Source organism: Streptomyces albiflavescens, from assembly GCF_014645835.1.
Lineage (GTDB): Bacteria > Actinomycetota > Actinomycetes > Streptomycetales > Streptomycetaceae > Streptomyces > Streptomyces albiflavescens.
The window spans coordinates 198,138-211,729 of record NZ_BMMM01000015.1 but is presented as its reverse complement, the minus strand read 5'-3'; the positions used below and the strand labels follow the sequence as shown (position 1 = coordinate 211,729).

Sequence of the window (13,592 nt, the reverse complement as noted above, 5' to 3'; positions counted from 1 at the left end):
TCCCGGGTGGCAGCGGCACCCCCGAACTCGGAGTCAGCGGCCCGTCTTGGGATCGAAGGCGTCCCGGACCGAGTCACCGAGGAGGTTGAACGCCACGACGAAGACGACCATGGCGACACCCGGGAAGAACATGTAGACGGGGTCCTGTTCGTAGATGTCCGACCCGATGGCGAACATCCGGCCCCAGTCGGGGGTCGGTTCGGAGTAGCCGACGCCGACGAAGGAGAGAAACGCAACCGAGAGAATGGTGTTGGGCAGCATGTACGTGCCCTGCACCAGGATCGGTGTGACGAGGTTGGGCAGCAGTTCCTTGCGGATGATCCGCCACGGCGAGGCGCCCGCGACCTTCGCGGCCTCGACGAACTCCCGCTCACGCAGCGAGAGCGCGACCGCCCGGATCAGCCGGGCGAGGCCCATCCAGCCGAGGAACCACAGCACCCCGATGATCGCGAGGGCGTGGATGTAGGTGGGCGTCTCCTCGTCGGGAGCCACGAACACCGCGGTGATCACCGGCATCGCCGCGATCATGAACAGCTGCTGCGGGAAGGCGAGCAGGAAGTCCGTGAGCCGGCCGAGCCAGTAGTCGACCTTGCCGCCGAAGTAGCCGCCGACCAGGCCGATCAGCACCCCCATGAACACCATCGCGATCGTCGCCACGAGCGCCGTGTACAGCGAGGTGCGCATGCCGTACAGGAGCTGCATGAACACATCGCGCCCCAGCGTCGGTTCGATCCCGAACCAGAACTCCGACGTGATGCCGCCGTTGGGACCGGCGGGCATGTTGAAGTCGTTCAGGAGCGTGGGGTCGTCCTGCCCGTAGAGCGTGTACGGATTCTTGCCGTACAGCTTCGAGATCAGCGGAGCGAGGGCGGCGATCAGGAAGAAGAACAGCACGATGTACGCGGAGACGACACCGGTGCGGTCGCGCTTGAACCGGCGCCACATCAGCTGTCCGGGCGATCGGCCCTCCAGCTTCTCCGGCTCGGCGGAACGCTTCCGCTCGGTCTGCTCGTCGACCTCGGTGGAGGCTTCCGCGCCCTCGATCTCGATCGGACTGGTCATGATTCGTCCATTTCATGGGTACGCCGAGCCCGCGGCCGCCACAGGGTGTGGGCGGCCGCAGTTCGGACCATGCGGATCAGGAGAGACGTATGCCTAGCGGTCGCTGTGCGCACGGGCGCGGCGTGCGACAACTCGCAGATGAACACGCGTAGTTGGCATCTGGTGCCTCCTCATGACTCAACCGGTGCACGGACAGGAGGGGCCCCTGACTGACCTCCGACACCCCTGACGGAGGGTCAAACACCCCACTGTGCTCGTGAGTCGGCGCTGTCCCCACAGCGCATGACCCATTGACCCGAGCGTTACGCGGCTAACTATCTGACATGAGCCAGATAACCGACCACAGCCTTTAGGTCTCGGTTCCATCACAGCTGACGCCTACATCTTCCAAAATCTGGACAAAATGATCTGCGGGAGAAGCCCGCGAAACGGACGTGTTACATGCGTATCGGGCGGGTGGCACCGCATTTCGGACAGCGGCGAGCCGAAAATGGGTTGCAAAAAGCCCGGGTCCCCCCATCCTGGGGAAACCCGGGCTCAGTTGCCGTGGATCAGCCGTGCACGACGACGTGAATCAGCCGTTCTGCACGCCGGACGACCGGTGGATCAGCCGTGCTTGGCGCGGCTCGCGGTGCGGCCACGCTCCTTCTGGTCCAGGACGACCTTGCGGATGCGAACGGCCTCAGGAGTCACCTCGACGCACTCGTCGTCGCGGCAGAACTCCAGCGACTGCTCCAGCGAGAGCTTGCGCGGCGGGACGATCGCCTCGAACGAGTCGGCCGAGGACGACCGCATGTTCGTGAGCTTCTTCTCCTTGGTGATGTTCACGTCCATGTCGTCGGCGCGCGAGTTCTCGCCGACGATCATGCCCTCGTACACCTCGGTGCCGGGGTCGGTGAACAGCACACCGCGCTCCTGGAGGTTCGTCATCGCGAACGCGGTGACGGCACCCGCGCGGTCGGCGACCAGCGAACCGTTGTTGCGGGTCGTCAGCGCGCCGAACCACGGCTCGTGGCCCTCGTGGATGGAGTGGGCGATGCCCGTGCCACGCGTGCCGGTCAGGAACTCCGTACGGAAGCCGATCAGGCCGCGGGACGGCACGACGAACTCCATGCGGACCCAGCCGGAACCGTGGTTGGACATGTTGTCCATCCGGCCCTTGCGGACGCCCATGAGCTGCGTGACGGCGCCCATGTGCTCCTCGGGCACGTCGACCGTGAGGCGCTCGACCGGCTCGTGGACCTTGCCGTCGACCTCCTTGGTGACGACCTGCGGCTTGCCGATCGTGAGCTCGAAGCCCTCGCGGCGCATCTGCTCGACGAGGATGGCCAGCGCCAGCTCACCGCGGCCCTGCACCTCCCAGGCGTCCGGACGCTCGGTGTCCAGGACGCGCAGCGAGACGTTACCGATCAGCTCGCGGTCCAGGCGGTCCTTGACCTGGCGGGCCGTGACCTTGCGGTCCTTGACGGCGGCCTTGACGGAGGCGCCCTTGCCGGTGCCGCCACGCCCGACCAGCGGCGAGGTGTTCGTACCGATGACCATGGAGATCGCGGGCTCGTCGACCGTGATCAGCGGGAGCGCCACCGGGTTCTCGGGGTCGGCGAGGGTCTCACCGATCATGATGTCCGGGATACCGGCGACGGCACAGATGTCACCGGGCCCCGCCATCTCGGCGGGCTTGCGGGTGAGCGCCTCGGTCATCATCAGCTCGGTGATGCGGACGTTGGAGACGGTGCCGTCGCGCTTGATCCACGCGACCGTCTGGCCCTTGCGCAGCTCGCCCTGCTCGACGCGGAGCAGCGCGATACGGCCGAGGAAGTTGTCCGCGTCCAGGTTGGTGACGTGCGCCTGGAGGGGGGCCTTCTCGTCGTACGTCGGGGCCGGGACGTGCTCCAGGATCGTGGAGAAGAACGGCTCCAGGCTGTCGCTGTCGGCCGGGACGGTGCCGTCCGCCGGCTTGGTCAGGGAGGCGACACCGTCGCGTGCACACGCGTAGACGATGGGGAACTCGATCTGGTCCTCGTCGGCGTCGAGGTCGAGGAAGAGGTCGTACGCCTCGTTCACGACCTCGTCGATGCGGGAGTCCGGGCGGTCCGTCTTGTTGATGCACAGGATGACGGGCAGGCGGGCCTGCAGCGCCTTGCGCAGCACGAACCGGGTCTGCGGCAGCGGCCCCTCGGAGGCGTCGACGAGAAGGACCACCGCGTCGACCATCGACAGACCGCGCTCGACCTCGCCGCCGAAGTCGGCGTGGCCGGGGGTATCGATGATGTTGATCGTGATGACGTCGCCGCCATCCTTGGGGTGGTACTTGACGGCCGTGTTCTTGGCCAGGATCGTGATGCCCTTCTCACGCTCCAGGTCATTGCTGTCCATCATGCGGTCGTCGAGCGACTCGGCGGCGTGCGCGGCGAAGGCACCGGCCTGCTTGAGCATGGCATCGACCAGGGTGGTCTTGCCATGGTCGACGTGGGCGACGATGGCGACGTTGCGGATGTCGTGGCGCGTGGCCATATTGAGGCGCTTCTCCCGGGGTGAGTGGACGGCCTCCGCTGCGCGGGGCCTGCCGGGCTGAACACGCCACGGCCTTACCCCATGGTACGTGCCCCGAACAGACCCGGCCTCCGCAGGGCGACCACCACCGCCTGACCTGGGGCCCCGCGCCCCGCCCCGGCCGCCCGCACCACGGTCCCGCGCCCCGCCGTCGCAGCTGTGGGCCTGCGTGCCGTCAGGGGCGGCACGCAGGCCCACAGCAGTCGGTGGTGGCGGGAGCCGTGGCTAGTTCTGTGACGCGCCGGCCGAAGGCTTCGCGGAGGGCTTCAGATAGCCCATGTCCTCGTAGATCGGGGTCTGGAAGCCGAAGGCGCCGGTGTTGGCGAGGTTCGTGCGGGCGGCGGTGAGCTGGGGGCGCTGGTAGAGGGGGATGGAGCCGGCGGCGGCCCAGATGCGGGCGTCGGCCTTGCGGACCAGCGAGCGCTCCTCGTCCTCGTCCAGTGTGGCGATGGCCTGGTCGAAGAGCTGATCGATCTGGTCGGTGCCGACCCGGGTGTAGTTCTGCTCGACGCTCAGGGACCCGTCGGCGGCCGGCACCGGCTTGGCGAAGATCGGGCGGGCGTCGGTGGCCGGAAAGGCGGACGCGGGCCACGAGTACAGCGCCAGGTCGTACTGGCCCGACGCGATGTGGTCCTTGAAGTAGCTGGCGTCCGAGACTTTCGAGATCTCGGTGTGGATACCGATGCGCTGCAGCATCTGCGAGATGCGGTCGGCGACGGCCTGCAGGGACTCCGAGCCCGGGCCCGACGGCAGCACGAAGCGGAGCGTGAGCGGCTTGCCGTCCTTGGCGAGCGTGGCCGCCGCGGCGCCCGCGGGAGCCGCCGTCCCCTTGGGCGCGTACGCCCCCGGCGCCCCGCCCTGCCTGGCGTACCGCTTCCCGTCCAGGTGCTTGCCGGCCTGCTCGTCCGCGTACTCCCCCGACGGCTTGCGATGGTGTCGCTCGCTGTGGTCCTTGGGGTCCTTCTTCTCCCGGTCGGCATCGGAGGGCTTGTCGTCCTCGCCGACGATGTACGTCCCGTCGTCGCCGGAGCCGTCGGAGTCCGCCTTCTTGCCCTGGGAACCTGCCGCGTTCTCCGTCTTCTTCTGTTCCTTGACCGGGCCGCCGGGCACCCACCCGGCGTCGGTCAGCAGCGCCTGCGCCTCCTTGGTGTTCTGGCCGCCGAGGGCGCCACTGTTGTCGGCGTACGCCTGCTGGCCCGAGAGGGCGAGATGGCTGCCGACCGGCACAGAGGGCAGGCCCAGCGGCTTCAGCACCACCTGGGCGAGCTCCTGCCGGTCGAGCGCGCGGGCCACGGCGCGGCGGACGCGCTCGTCGGCGAGCGGGCCCTCGGAGCCGTTGAGGGCGAGCTGGGTGTAGGCGGGTTCCAGGGACTTGCGGACCACGAAACGGCGCAGCCCCGACTGCTGGTCGACGAACTTCGCCATCGTCTTGCGCAGCTTCTTGCGGGCGCCGGCCTCTTCGGAGGCGGCGTCCTCGTCGGAACCGTGCGCGACGGCCCAGGAGCGCAGCGCCTTCGCGGGTGTGATCTCGGCGCCGGGCCCCTGCAGCGCGGTGCTGCCCTGATCGCGGGCGGCGAGCGTGATCTGTTCGGCCTCGGAGGGGTCGATCTCGGCCAGGTCGAGCTTGTCGTCGGCGAGCGCGGCGGCCCGCTTGTCACGGGCGACGGCGATCAGATCGATCTCGGAGAGCTTGGTGGGATGCCCCCACCAGCGCGGATTGCGGATGAGGTGAACCTCGCCGGCCTTGCGGTCCACGTCCTTCAGCGCGAAGGGTCCCGCGGTGACCTTCAGCTTCCTTCTCGCACCGTCGTTGAAGGTGTCCGGGGTGCCCATGACGTCCTTCGGGTACAGCGGTGAGAACAGCGACTTCCAGTCGGCGTAGGAGCGGCTGAAGGTGACCCTGACCTCCAGGTTGTTCTTGCCGCGCTCGATCTTCTCGATGCGGTCGTAGCCGGCGTTGCGGGCCGTCCAGTACGCGGTGTCCTTGCCGGAAAGGGCGCGCCACTGGGCGGCGAAGTCGGCGGCGCCGATCTCGCGGCCGTCGCTCCAGACGGCCTGCTGGTTGAGCTTGTACAGCACGACCTGCTTGGGCTCGGTCTCGACGATCTTCGCGGACTCCAGGTAATCCGGGTTGATCTGTGGCCGCCCGTTCCGGTCGAGCCGGTACATCGACGGCAGTACGGCCCCGGCGATCCGCGAGGTCGCGGCGTCGGCGTCGGCCTGGAAGGTGTTGAGCGTCTCCGGTACGGCGTCCACGGCCCAGCGCAGGGTGCCGCCGTCGGCGACCTGGTCACGAGCCGCGGGTGCGATGTCCTGCCCGGCCACGGGCTGGCCCGCCTCGTCCTCCGCGCTGCACGCGGCGAGGGCGGGTACCGCGAGCGCGCCCGCGGTGAGGAACGCGACCGAGCGCATCACCGCGCGCAGTCCGACGCCGTCGTGGGACATCACTGCAACCTCCGGGGGGCGCTCCGCTGTGGGACAGGTCGGCTTCTGATCACGTTTGGCGGTATATGGAGTTGATCAGATGTATGCGCCCACTGAAGGGGAGGAGGGCCCCCAGGGGGCGGCGACACGGCGGGGCGCGCCGCGAAGGTCACCCGTGTGGAGCAATGGCACCCGGCGCCGGGGCCGGCCCGGGGAGGATTTCGCCCCGAATGCCGGAGAGGCCGGCTTCGGCCCGTCCGGCGTTCGAGGACGAGGCCGTCAAGGCCGAAGCGGGCGTCTGGGGGCGGCAGCCCCACAGGTACGGGACAGGTGGGGGCGGAGGGGGCGCCCCTCCCAGGGGCACGGTCCCACCACCGGCGGCACCCGGCGTGCGAAAGGCGCGTGGCGGCGCGTTCGGGATGGTGCGATCCTGGAATCCGTGCAGATCTCTTCACACGGCCCGGTGTGACGCGCAACACTCGCAGGCGCATGAACGTTGCCGCCTTGGGCCGGAGGGTCCGCGGAAGTGAGGGCAAGTCATGTCCGTGCACGACGACTTGACGTCCGTACAGCGCTGTCTCGACGACCTCGCGAGGTCGGTCGGACGGCTGGAACAGCAGATAGGCGCAGGCCTGGATATGCGCCGGGTGCGGGCTGACGCCGACCACCTGCGCGAGAGCGTCGCGCTGCTGCGCGCGGCCGCCGCCCAGCCGGCCGCGCCACGCCGGCCCGACCTGGTCGCCATCCCCGACACCCCCTACGACAACTCCCTGTGGACGGACTCGGACGACGAGGGCCTCGGCGCCCGCGACCGCCACGCCCCGTGATCACCCCCGGCGAGCAGGCCGAAGGGTCGACACAGTCACGCGCCGGGAGGCGCACATCGATGCGGTTGCGGCCCGGAGGCGAACCGAGCCCTGAAGAGGAGCAGCAGCGTTGGCCACTGGTACGGAACCCCATCTGAACAGCGGCGGCGTACGGTCCGCCTCGCGGGCCGCGATCACCGCCCCGCATCTGCGGACGGACCGCTGGTGGCTGGCGCCCGCCGCCACCGCGGCCGGGCTGCTGGCCTTCGTCGTGTACTCGACCTGGCGAGCCTTCGCGGACACGAACTACTACGCGGCGCCGTACGTCTCGCCGTTCTACTCGCCCTGTCTGGCCGAGCGGTGCGAGACCATGCACGCGGGCCCCAATGCGGACGTCTTCGGGAGCTGGTGGGCCATCTCCCCGGCCATCATCATCCTGATCTTCCCGCTCGGCTTCCGGCTGACCTGCTACTACTACCGCAAGGCCTACTACCGCGGCTTCTGGGCGTCGCCGCCGGCCTGCGCGGTCCCCGAACCGCACAAGAAGTACACCGGCGAGACCCGCTTCCCGCTGATCCTGCAGAACATCCACCGGTACTTCTTCTACGCGGCCATCATCGTCGCCGGGATCCTCACCTACGACACCGTGCTGGCCTTCCGTGACGAGCACTACAACTGGGGCCACATGGGCCTGGGCACCGTGGTGTTCCTGGTCAACATCGTGCTGATCTGGTCGTACACCATCTCCTGCCACTCCTGCCGGCACATCGTCGGCGGGAAGCTGAAGCACTTCTCCAAGCATCCCGTGCGCTATCGGATGTGGCAGTGGGTCGGGAAGCTGAATGCCCGTCACATGCTGCTCGCCTGGACGTCGCTGGTGAGCGTGGCGCTCGCCGACTTCTACGTGTATCTGGTCGCGTCAGGCGCCTTTGCCGATCCGCGCTTCTTCTGAAATGAGTGGGGCCTTCTGATGTCCGTGGTCGATCGGCAGGAGTGGGACGTCGTCGTGGTCGGCGCCGGGGGCGCCGGACTGCGCGCCGCCATCGAGGCGCGGGAACGCGGCGCCCGTACCGCCGTGATCTGCAAGTCCCTGTTCGGCAAGGCGCACACCGTGATGGCCGAGGGCGGCATCGCGGCGGCGATGGCCAATGTCAACGAGCACGACAACTGGCAGGTCCACTTCCGCGACACCATGCGCGGCGGGAAGTTCCTCAACCAGTGGCGGATGGCCGAGCTGCACGCCCAGGAAGCGCCCGACCGGGTGTGGGAGCTGGAGACGTGGGGCGCCCTCTTCGACCGTACGAAGGACGGGCGGATCTCGCAGCGCAACTTCGGCGGCCATGAGTATCCGCGGCTCGCGCACGTCGGCGACCGGACGGGCCTGGAGCTCATCCGGACCCTGCAGCAGAAGATCGTGTCCCTCCAGCAGGAGGACATGAAGGAGACTGGGGACTACGAGAGCCGCCTGAAGGTGTACCAGGAGTGCACCGTCACCCGGATCCTCAAGACTGTGTCCCACAGCGGCTCCGCCGCGGGCAGCCGCGTCTCCGGGGCCTTCTGCTACGAGCGCGAATCGGGCCGTTTCTTCGTCCTCGAAGCGCCCTCCGTCGTGATCGCCACCGGCGGCATCGGCAAGTCCTTCAAGGTGACGTCGAACTCGTGGGAGTACACCGGGGACGGTCATGCGCTCGCACTCCTTGCCGGGGCTCCGCTGCTGAACATGGAGTTCGTGCAGTTCCACCCGACGGGCATGGTCTGGCCACCGTCGGTGAAGGGCATCCTCGTCACCGAGTCGGTGCGCGGAGACGGCGGAGTGCTCCGGAACTCCGACGGCAAGCGGTTCATGTTCGAGTACATCCCGGACGTCTTCAAGGAGAAGTACGCGCAGTCCGAGGAAGAGGGCGACCGCTGGTACGAGGACCCGGACAACAACCGCCGTCCCCCTGAGCTGCTGCCCCGGGACGAGGTCGCGCGGGCCATCAACTCCGAGGTCAAGGCGGGCCGCGGCTCCCCGCACGGCGGGGTCTTCCTGGACGTCTCCACCCGAATGCCCGCCGAGGTCATCCGACGCCGGCTGCCGTCCATGTATCACCAGTTCAAGGAACTGGCGGACGTCGACATCACCGCCGAGTCGATGGAGGTCGGCCCGACCTGCCACTACGTGATGGGCGGCATCGCGGTCGAGTCGGACACGGCGGCGGCACGCGGTGTACCCGGCCTCTTCGCGGCCGGCGAGGTGGCCGGTGGCATGCACGGCTCCAATCGGCTCGGTGGCAACTCGCTCTCCGACCTGCTGGTCTTCGGGCGGCGGGCCGGGCTGCACGCGGCCGAGTACGCGGCAGGGTTTGCCGAGGACCGTCCGGCCGTCGACGACATCCAGGTGGACACCGCCGCCGCGGAGGCGCTGCGCCCCTTCTCGGCCGAGGGACCCGAGCCCGGCGAGGAGAACGGGCGGCCACCCGAGAACCCGTACACCCTGCACCAGGAACTCCAGCAGACGATGAACGACCTGGTCGGCATCATCCGCCGCGGGGGCGAGATGGAGCAGGCCCTGGAGAAGCTCGCGGACCTGCGGGTACGGGCGCGCCGGGCGGGCGTGGAGGGACATCGGCAGTTCAACCCCGGCTGGCACCTCGCCCTCGACCTGCGGAACATGCTCCTGGTCAGCGAGTGCGTGGCACGGGCCGCCCTGGAGCGTACGGAGTCCCGCGGCGGCCACACCCGCGAGGACCACCCGACCATGGACCGCGCGTGGCGCCGTATCAATCTTCTGTGCCGGCTCACCGACCCGACGGGAGGGTTGGCGGCCACCGACCCCGTGGCGGGCCAGATCGACCTCGCACGCGAGACCACCGAACCCATCCGCTCCGACCTGCTCGCCCTCTTCGAGAAGGAGGAGCTGGTCAAGTACCTCGCCGAAGAGGAGCTGTACGAGTGAGCAGCTATGAGGCCCGCTTCAAGGTGTGGCGCGGGGACGCCGAGGGCGGCGGCCTGGAGGACTTCAAGGTCGAAGTGAACGAGGGTGAGGTGGTGCTCGACATCATCCACCGGCTCCAGGCGACCCAGGCCCCCGACCTGGCCGTGCGCTGGAACTGCAAGGCGGGCAAGTGCGGTTCGTGTTCGGCGGAGATCAACGGGCGGCCGCGGCTGATGTGCATGACGCGGATGTCGGTGTTCACGCCGGAGGAGACGATCACCGTCACGCCGCTCCGCGCCTTCCCCGTCGTACGTGATCTCGTGACGGACGTCGGCTTCAACTACACGAAGGCGAGAGAGGTCCCGTCCTTCGTGCCCCCGGCGGACCTCGGCCCCGGCGAGTACCGGATGCAGCAGGAGGACGTCGACCGCTCGCAGGAGTTCCGCAAGTGCATCGAGTGCTTCCTGTGCCAGGACACCTGCCATGTCGTCCGTGACCACGAGGAGAACAAACCGGCGTTCGCGGGCCCGCGCTTCCTGATGCGGGTGGCGGAGCTGGACATGCACCCGCTGGACGCGGCGGCGGATTCCGGCCTGGACCGCAAGCGCGCCGCCCAGGACGAACACGGGCTCGGCTACTGCAACATCACCAAGTGCTGCACGGAGGTCTGCCCCGAGGGCATCAAGATCACCGACAACGCCCTGATCCCCTTGAAGGAACGGGCGGTGGACCGCAAGTACGACCCGCTGGTGTGGCTGGGGTCGAAGATCAGGAGGCGGGAGACGTAGGGCCGGACGCGGGGCCGCCGGGGCGTCGGCGGTCGCGGCTGGCGCGCTGCATCAGGGCGCCTCCGGTGATCGTCCCCGCACCGCCCACGAGGGTGACGGTGAACTGGAGGGCGCCGGGGCCGAGCGCGCTCAGCGCCACCGCGGGGAGCGCGAGGGACCCCGTCATCACCAGCACCCCCTGGCCCCACAGCCGTCGGCGGACGACGGGGCGGCGCTCCCACCCCGGAATGCGGCCACCGCGCACGGCGGCGATCCCGACGGCGGCGGCCAACCCCAGGACCACGCCTTCGGCCAGCCCGAGCGCGAAATGCCAGTCGCCTGCCATCATCGGTCCGTCGTCATGGGCTGCACGGTGACACGGCCGGGGCGCTGCCCGGCCATCTGGAGCACCACGCCCACGAAGAAGAGGGCCAGTCCGGTCATCGCGTAGGGCGTGATGTCGGCGTCGGGACCACGGAACGGTCCGAGGAACATGTACAGGGACATGCCGACGGCGCCCACCAGCGCGCCGTATCCCCACAGCTTCGGCCGCAGGACACGACGACGGCCCCACGGAGGCACCCATCCGGTCGTGATCGCCGCGATCCCGATCGCCGCGAGGCCGGTCACGGCGAGGGCACCCAGGGCCACCAGCATCCAGTGCATCTCTGTACCCCACTTCCCGGTGCGGGCCGAAAACGGCCCGCACGCAGATCATGGCACGCGAGGATTCTTTTCAGCCAGGTACATGACCGTCTGTTGAAGGTTGTACTCCACGATCCCGCGCATGAACTCCGGCTCCGGGAAGTCGCCGTCGAGCAGACGCAGCGGGCCCGCGACGAGGGAGAGGTGCATCGCCAGGCGGTAGAGGCGCAGCCGGTCCTCGTCGAGGCCGTCGGCGCCCAGGGCCGCGTAGTGCTCCTGGAACCGCAGGCGCAGGAACACGTGCTCCCACTCCGCGTCGAAGTACATCAGGCCCTCGATGTCGATCAGGACCGGATGGCCGTCGGCGTCCATGAGGACGTGGTCCGGGCCGAGTTCGCCGTGGATGAGGCTGTGGTGGCCGCGCGGCCGGATCGCGGCGGCGAGGGCCTGCACGCGGTCGTGGAGCGCTCCGCGTACGGCGGCGATCCGGGCGTCCCGGGCCGCGGCCTCCGCCAGGTCGACCAGGGCGCGCTCCCGTACCACCTCCTCGCAGGAACTCCCGTACGAGATACCGCCGTTGTCGACGACGGCGACCTTGCCGAAGCCGGGGGCCCGGTGGCCGCGCAGGGTGTGCAGGGCGTCGGCCAGCTCCCGCAGGGGCGCCGCTGCCGCCGCCGGATCGCGGTTCAGCAACTCCTCCAGGCTGCCGCCGCGCACGTCCTCGACGACGGCCGCGTCCGCCGGGAGGTGCGCGTGGGAGCGGTCGGCGAGGAAGAGGCGCGGGGTGCGGATACCCAGCGCTGCCAGCCGGTCGTACGAGGCCGTGAAGAGGTCGATTCCGTTGGCGTGGGAGAAGGGGTCGCGGTGGTCGGTGGCGGCTGCGGGATCCCCGGAGGGATCCGTCGGGGCCGTCGAGGCCGTCGAGGCCGTCGAGGCCGTCGAGGCCGTCGAGGCCGTCGAGGCCGTCGGCCAGAAGTCCTCGTCCGGGGACCAGACGTAGGCGATCGCCGTGGAGCCGTCGTCGAAGGCGAGGCGGTAGACGCCCTTCTTGCTGCCGCCGCGGAGCCGCGTGGTGGCGGTCAGGGTGCGGGCGGGGCCGACGGCGGCACGGGCGAGGGGAGCCAGGTCGTCGCGGGTCAGAGGTGTTCCGGTGCCCGTCACCGGACCCACCCTTCCCGATAGGCCGTCCAGTCCACTTCCCTGGCGGCGAAATCCACGTACAGCGCGACGCCGAAGTGTGCGCGGTGGCGATCCGTGCGGGAGAGGCCGAGACGGGTGCCGCGTACGGCGGCCGCGACGGTCTCCGCCGAACCGTGGTGGGCCAGGTTGTCCTCGTAGAAGAACGGCAGGCCCATCAGCAAGTCCGTGGACTTCGGGGTGACTTCGAGGGCGAGGGAGGTCTGCTGGGCGACGTAGCCGCCGTACAGGCTCTCCAGCGGCATGGCCGTGTCGTACGACATGAGGGCGATCTGGTCGACGCGGCGTGCGACCTGCCCGAAGTACCGCTGAGACCACCACTTGGGGTGTCCGGTGAGGGTGCCGCGGAGGGAGTTGGCCGCCGGGAGCGGGTCGATCTGATGGGCGGCGATGGAGAGGGGGACGCGCCGCGCCTTGGTGACCCGGTGCAGGTCGTCGAGGAGGGAGAGGTAGTCGCGGTCGCCCGAGTGGAGGGGTTCCATGTCGAAGTGGACGCCGTCGAAGCCGGCGTCGAGGATCTGGCGGGTGGAGCGTACGACGGCGTCGCGGGTCGCCGCGCGCTCCAGTCGCAGCCCGACCGGTCCTTCGCTCGCCAGCTTGTCGCCGAGCCAGGCCTGGACCCGTACGCCGGGCAGTCGGCGGTGCAGGGCCTCGATCAGCCAACTGGCCGACGGGTACGCCGTCTCGGGCAGCGTCCCGTCGTGTTCCAGCGGTCCCGCGTGCACATACAGATCCCGGACACCGGTACTCCGCAACCGCGTCGCCAGCGCCTTGACGTCCGCGTCCCCCTTCCGCCCGTCCACCCAGGCGTGGCCCAGCCAGAGGGCGTCACGGTTTCTGGTCTGCGTGCCGGGGGCCGGGTCTCCGGCGTAGTTCACCCGGAGGGCGATTCCGGCGGCGAGGGAGGGGAGGAGAAGGGCGAGGAGGAGCGTGAGGGCGATCCGCTTGGGCCAGCGGAGGCGGGGGTGGCGCCAGGCCCGGGCGATCCGCCGGATCGGGGCGGGAACGGCACTGCGCGGGGGCTCCTCGGGGTCACCCGTCCGGCCTTCTCCGGCCGTCTCCGAGGGCGTCTCGGCGGTCGTGCCGGAGGCCGTGTCCGCGACCCTGCCGGAGGCCGTATCCGCGACCCTGCCGGAGGCCGTATCCGGGACCGTGCCGGAGGCCGTATCCGCGAACGTGGCGGAGGCCGTGTCCGAGGCCGCCTCAGAGGCCATGTCCGAG

The 13,592-nt window shown here is 69.6% G+C and carries 11 protein-coding genes; 4 read left to right on the top strand and 7 right to left on the bottom strand.

Translation table 11 applies throughout. The features are described from left to right. Positions 1-33 precede the first annotated feature (33 nt). The 3 genes from IEY95_RS34570 to IEY95_RS34560 form a co-directional block, all read right to left on the bottom strand. A complete protein-coding gene (locus tag IEY95_RS34570; RefSeq protein WP_189190126.1) occupies positions 34-1,062 on the bottom strand; it encodes an ABC transporter permease in 1,029 nt (342 codons plus the stop codon). A gap of 606 nt (positions 1,063-1,668) precedes the next feature. After that, a complete protein-coding gene (typA, locus tag IEY95_RS34565) occupies positions 1,669-3,576 on the bottom strand; it encodes a translational GTPase TypA (RefSeq protein WP_189190125.1) in 1,908 nt (635 codons plus the stop codon). A gap of 264 nt (positions 3,577-3,840) precedes the next feature. Then, complete coding sequence (locus tag IEY95_RS34560; RefSeq protein WP_189190124.1) at positions 3,841-6,060, bottom strand: ABC transporter family substrate-binding protein; 2,220 nt, start codon at positions 6,058-6,060, stop codon at positions 3,841-3,843. A 518-nt stretch (positions 6,061-6,578) separates the two neighbouring features. Here IEY95_RS34560 and IEY95_RS34555 point away from each other — a divergent pair. From IEY95_RS34555 to IEY95_RS34540, 4 genes are all read left to right on the top strand, one after another. Beyond that, positions 6,579-6,866 carry an Rv0250c family protein gene (locus tag IEY95_RS34555; RefSeq protein WP_189190123.1) on the top strand — a complete coding sequence of 96 codons (288 nt, stop codon included), beginning with the start codon at positions 6,579-6,581 and terminating at the stop codon, positions 6,864-6,866. A 109-nt stretch (positions 6,867-6,975) separates the two neighbouring features. Further along, a complete protein-coding gene (gene sdhC / locus IEY95_RS34550; protein WP_189190122.1) occupies positions 6,976-7,797 on the top strand; it encodes a succinate dehydrogenase subunit SdhC in 822 nt (273 codons plus the stop codon). Positions 7,798-7,815: 18 nt separating this feature from the next. Next, the gene (locus tag IEY95_RS34545; protein WP_189190121.1) at positions 7,816-9,783 is read left to right on the top strand and encodes a fumarate reductase/succinate dehydrogenase flavoprotein subunit; all 1,968 of its coding nucleotides are present in this window, start codon (positions 7,816-7,818) and stop codon (positions 9,781-9,783) included. Next, positions 9,780-10,550 (top strand): succinate dehydrogenase/fumarate reductase iron-sulfur subunit, encoded by a 771-nt coding sequence (locus IEY95_RS34540; protein ID WP_189190120.1) that lies wholly within the window; start codon positions 9,780-9,782, stop codon positions 10,548-10,550. The genes IEY95_RS34545 and IEY95_RS34540 overlap by 4 nt, the downstream gene beginning before the upstream one ends. Here the strand turns inward: IEY95_RS34540 and IEY95_RS34535 are convergent. Genes IEY95_RS34535 through IEY95_RS34520 form a run of 4 tightly spaced genes read right to left on the bottom strand, consistent with a single transcriptional unit; the run spans position 10,531 to position 13,585 of the window. Further along, positions 10,531-10,878 (bottom strand): hypothetical protein, encoded by a 348-nt coding sequence (locus IEY95_RS34535; RefSeq protein ID WP_189190119.1) that lies wholly within the window; start codon positions 10,876-10,878, stop codon positions 10,531-10,533. The genes IEY95_RS34540 and IEY95_RS34535 overlap by 20 nt on opposite strands. Further along, positions 10,875-11,195 carry a hypothetical protein gene (locus IEY95_RS34530; RefSeq protein ID WP_189190118.1) on the bottom strand — a complete coding sequence of 107 codons (321 nt, stop codon included), beginning with the start codon at positions 11,193-11,195 and terminating at the stop codon, positions 10,875-10,877. The genes IEY95_RS34535 and IEY95_RS34530 overlap by 4 nt, the downstream gene beginning before the upstream one ends. A 48-nt stretch (positions 11,196-11,243) precedes the next feature. Continuing rightward, positions 11,244-12,335, bottom strand: a complete 1,092-nt coding sequence (locus IEY95_RS34525; RefSeq protein ID WP_229703568.1) for a phosphotransferase family protein — start codon at positions 12,333-12,335, stop codon at positions 11,244-11,246. Then, positions 12,332-13,585: a glycoside hydrolase family 18 protein gene (locus tag IEY95_RS34520; protein WP_229703567.1), complete on the bottom strand. Its 1,254-nt coding sequence runs from the start codon at positions 13,583-13,585 to the stop codon at positions 12,332-12,334. Before IEY95_RS34520 ends, IEY95_RS34525 begins: the two co-directional genes overlap by 4 nt. Positions 13,586-13,592 lie beyond the last annotated feature (7 nt).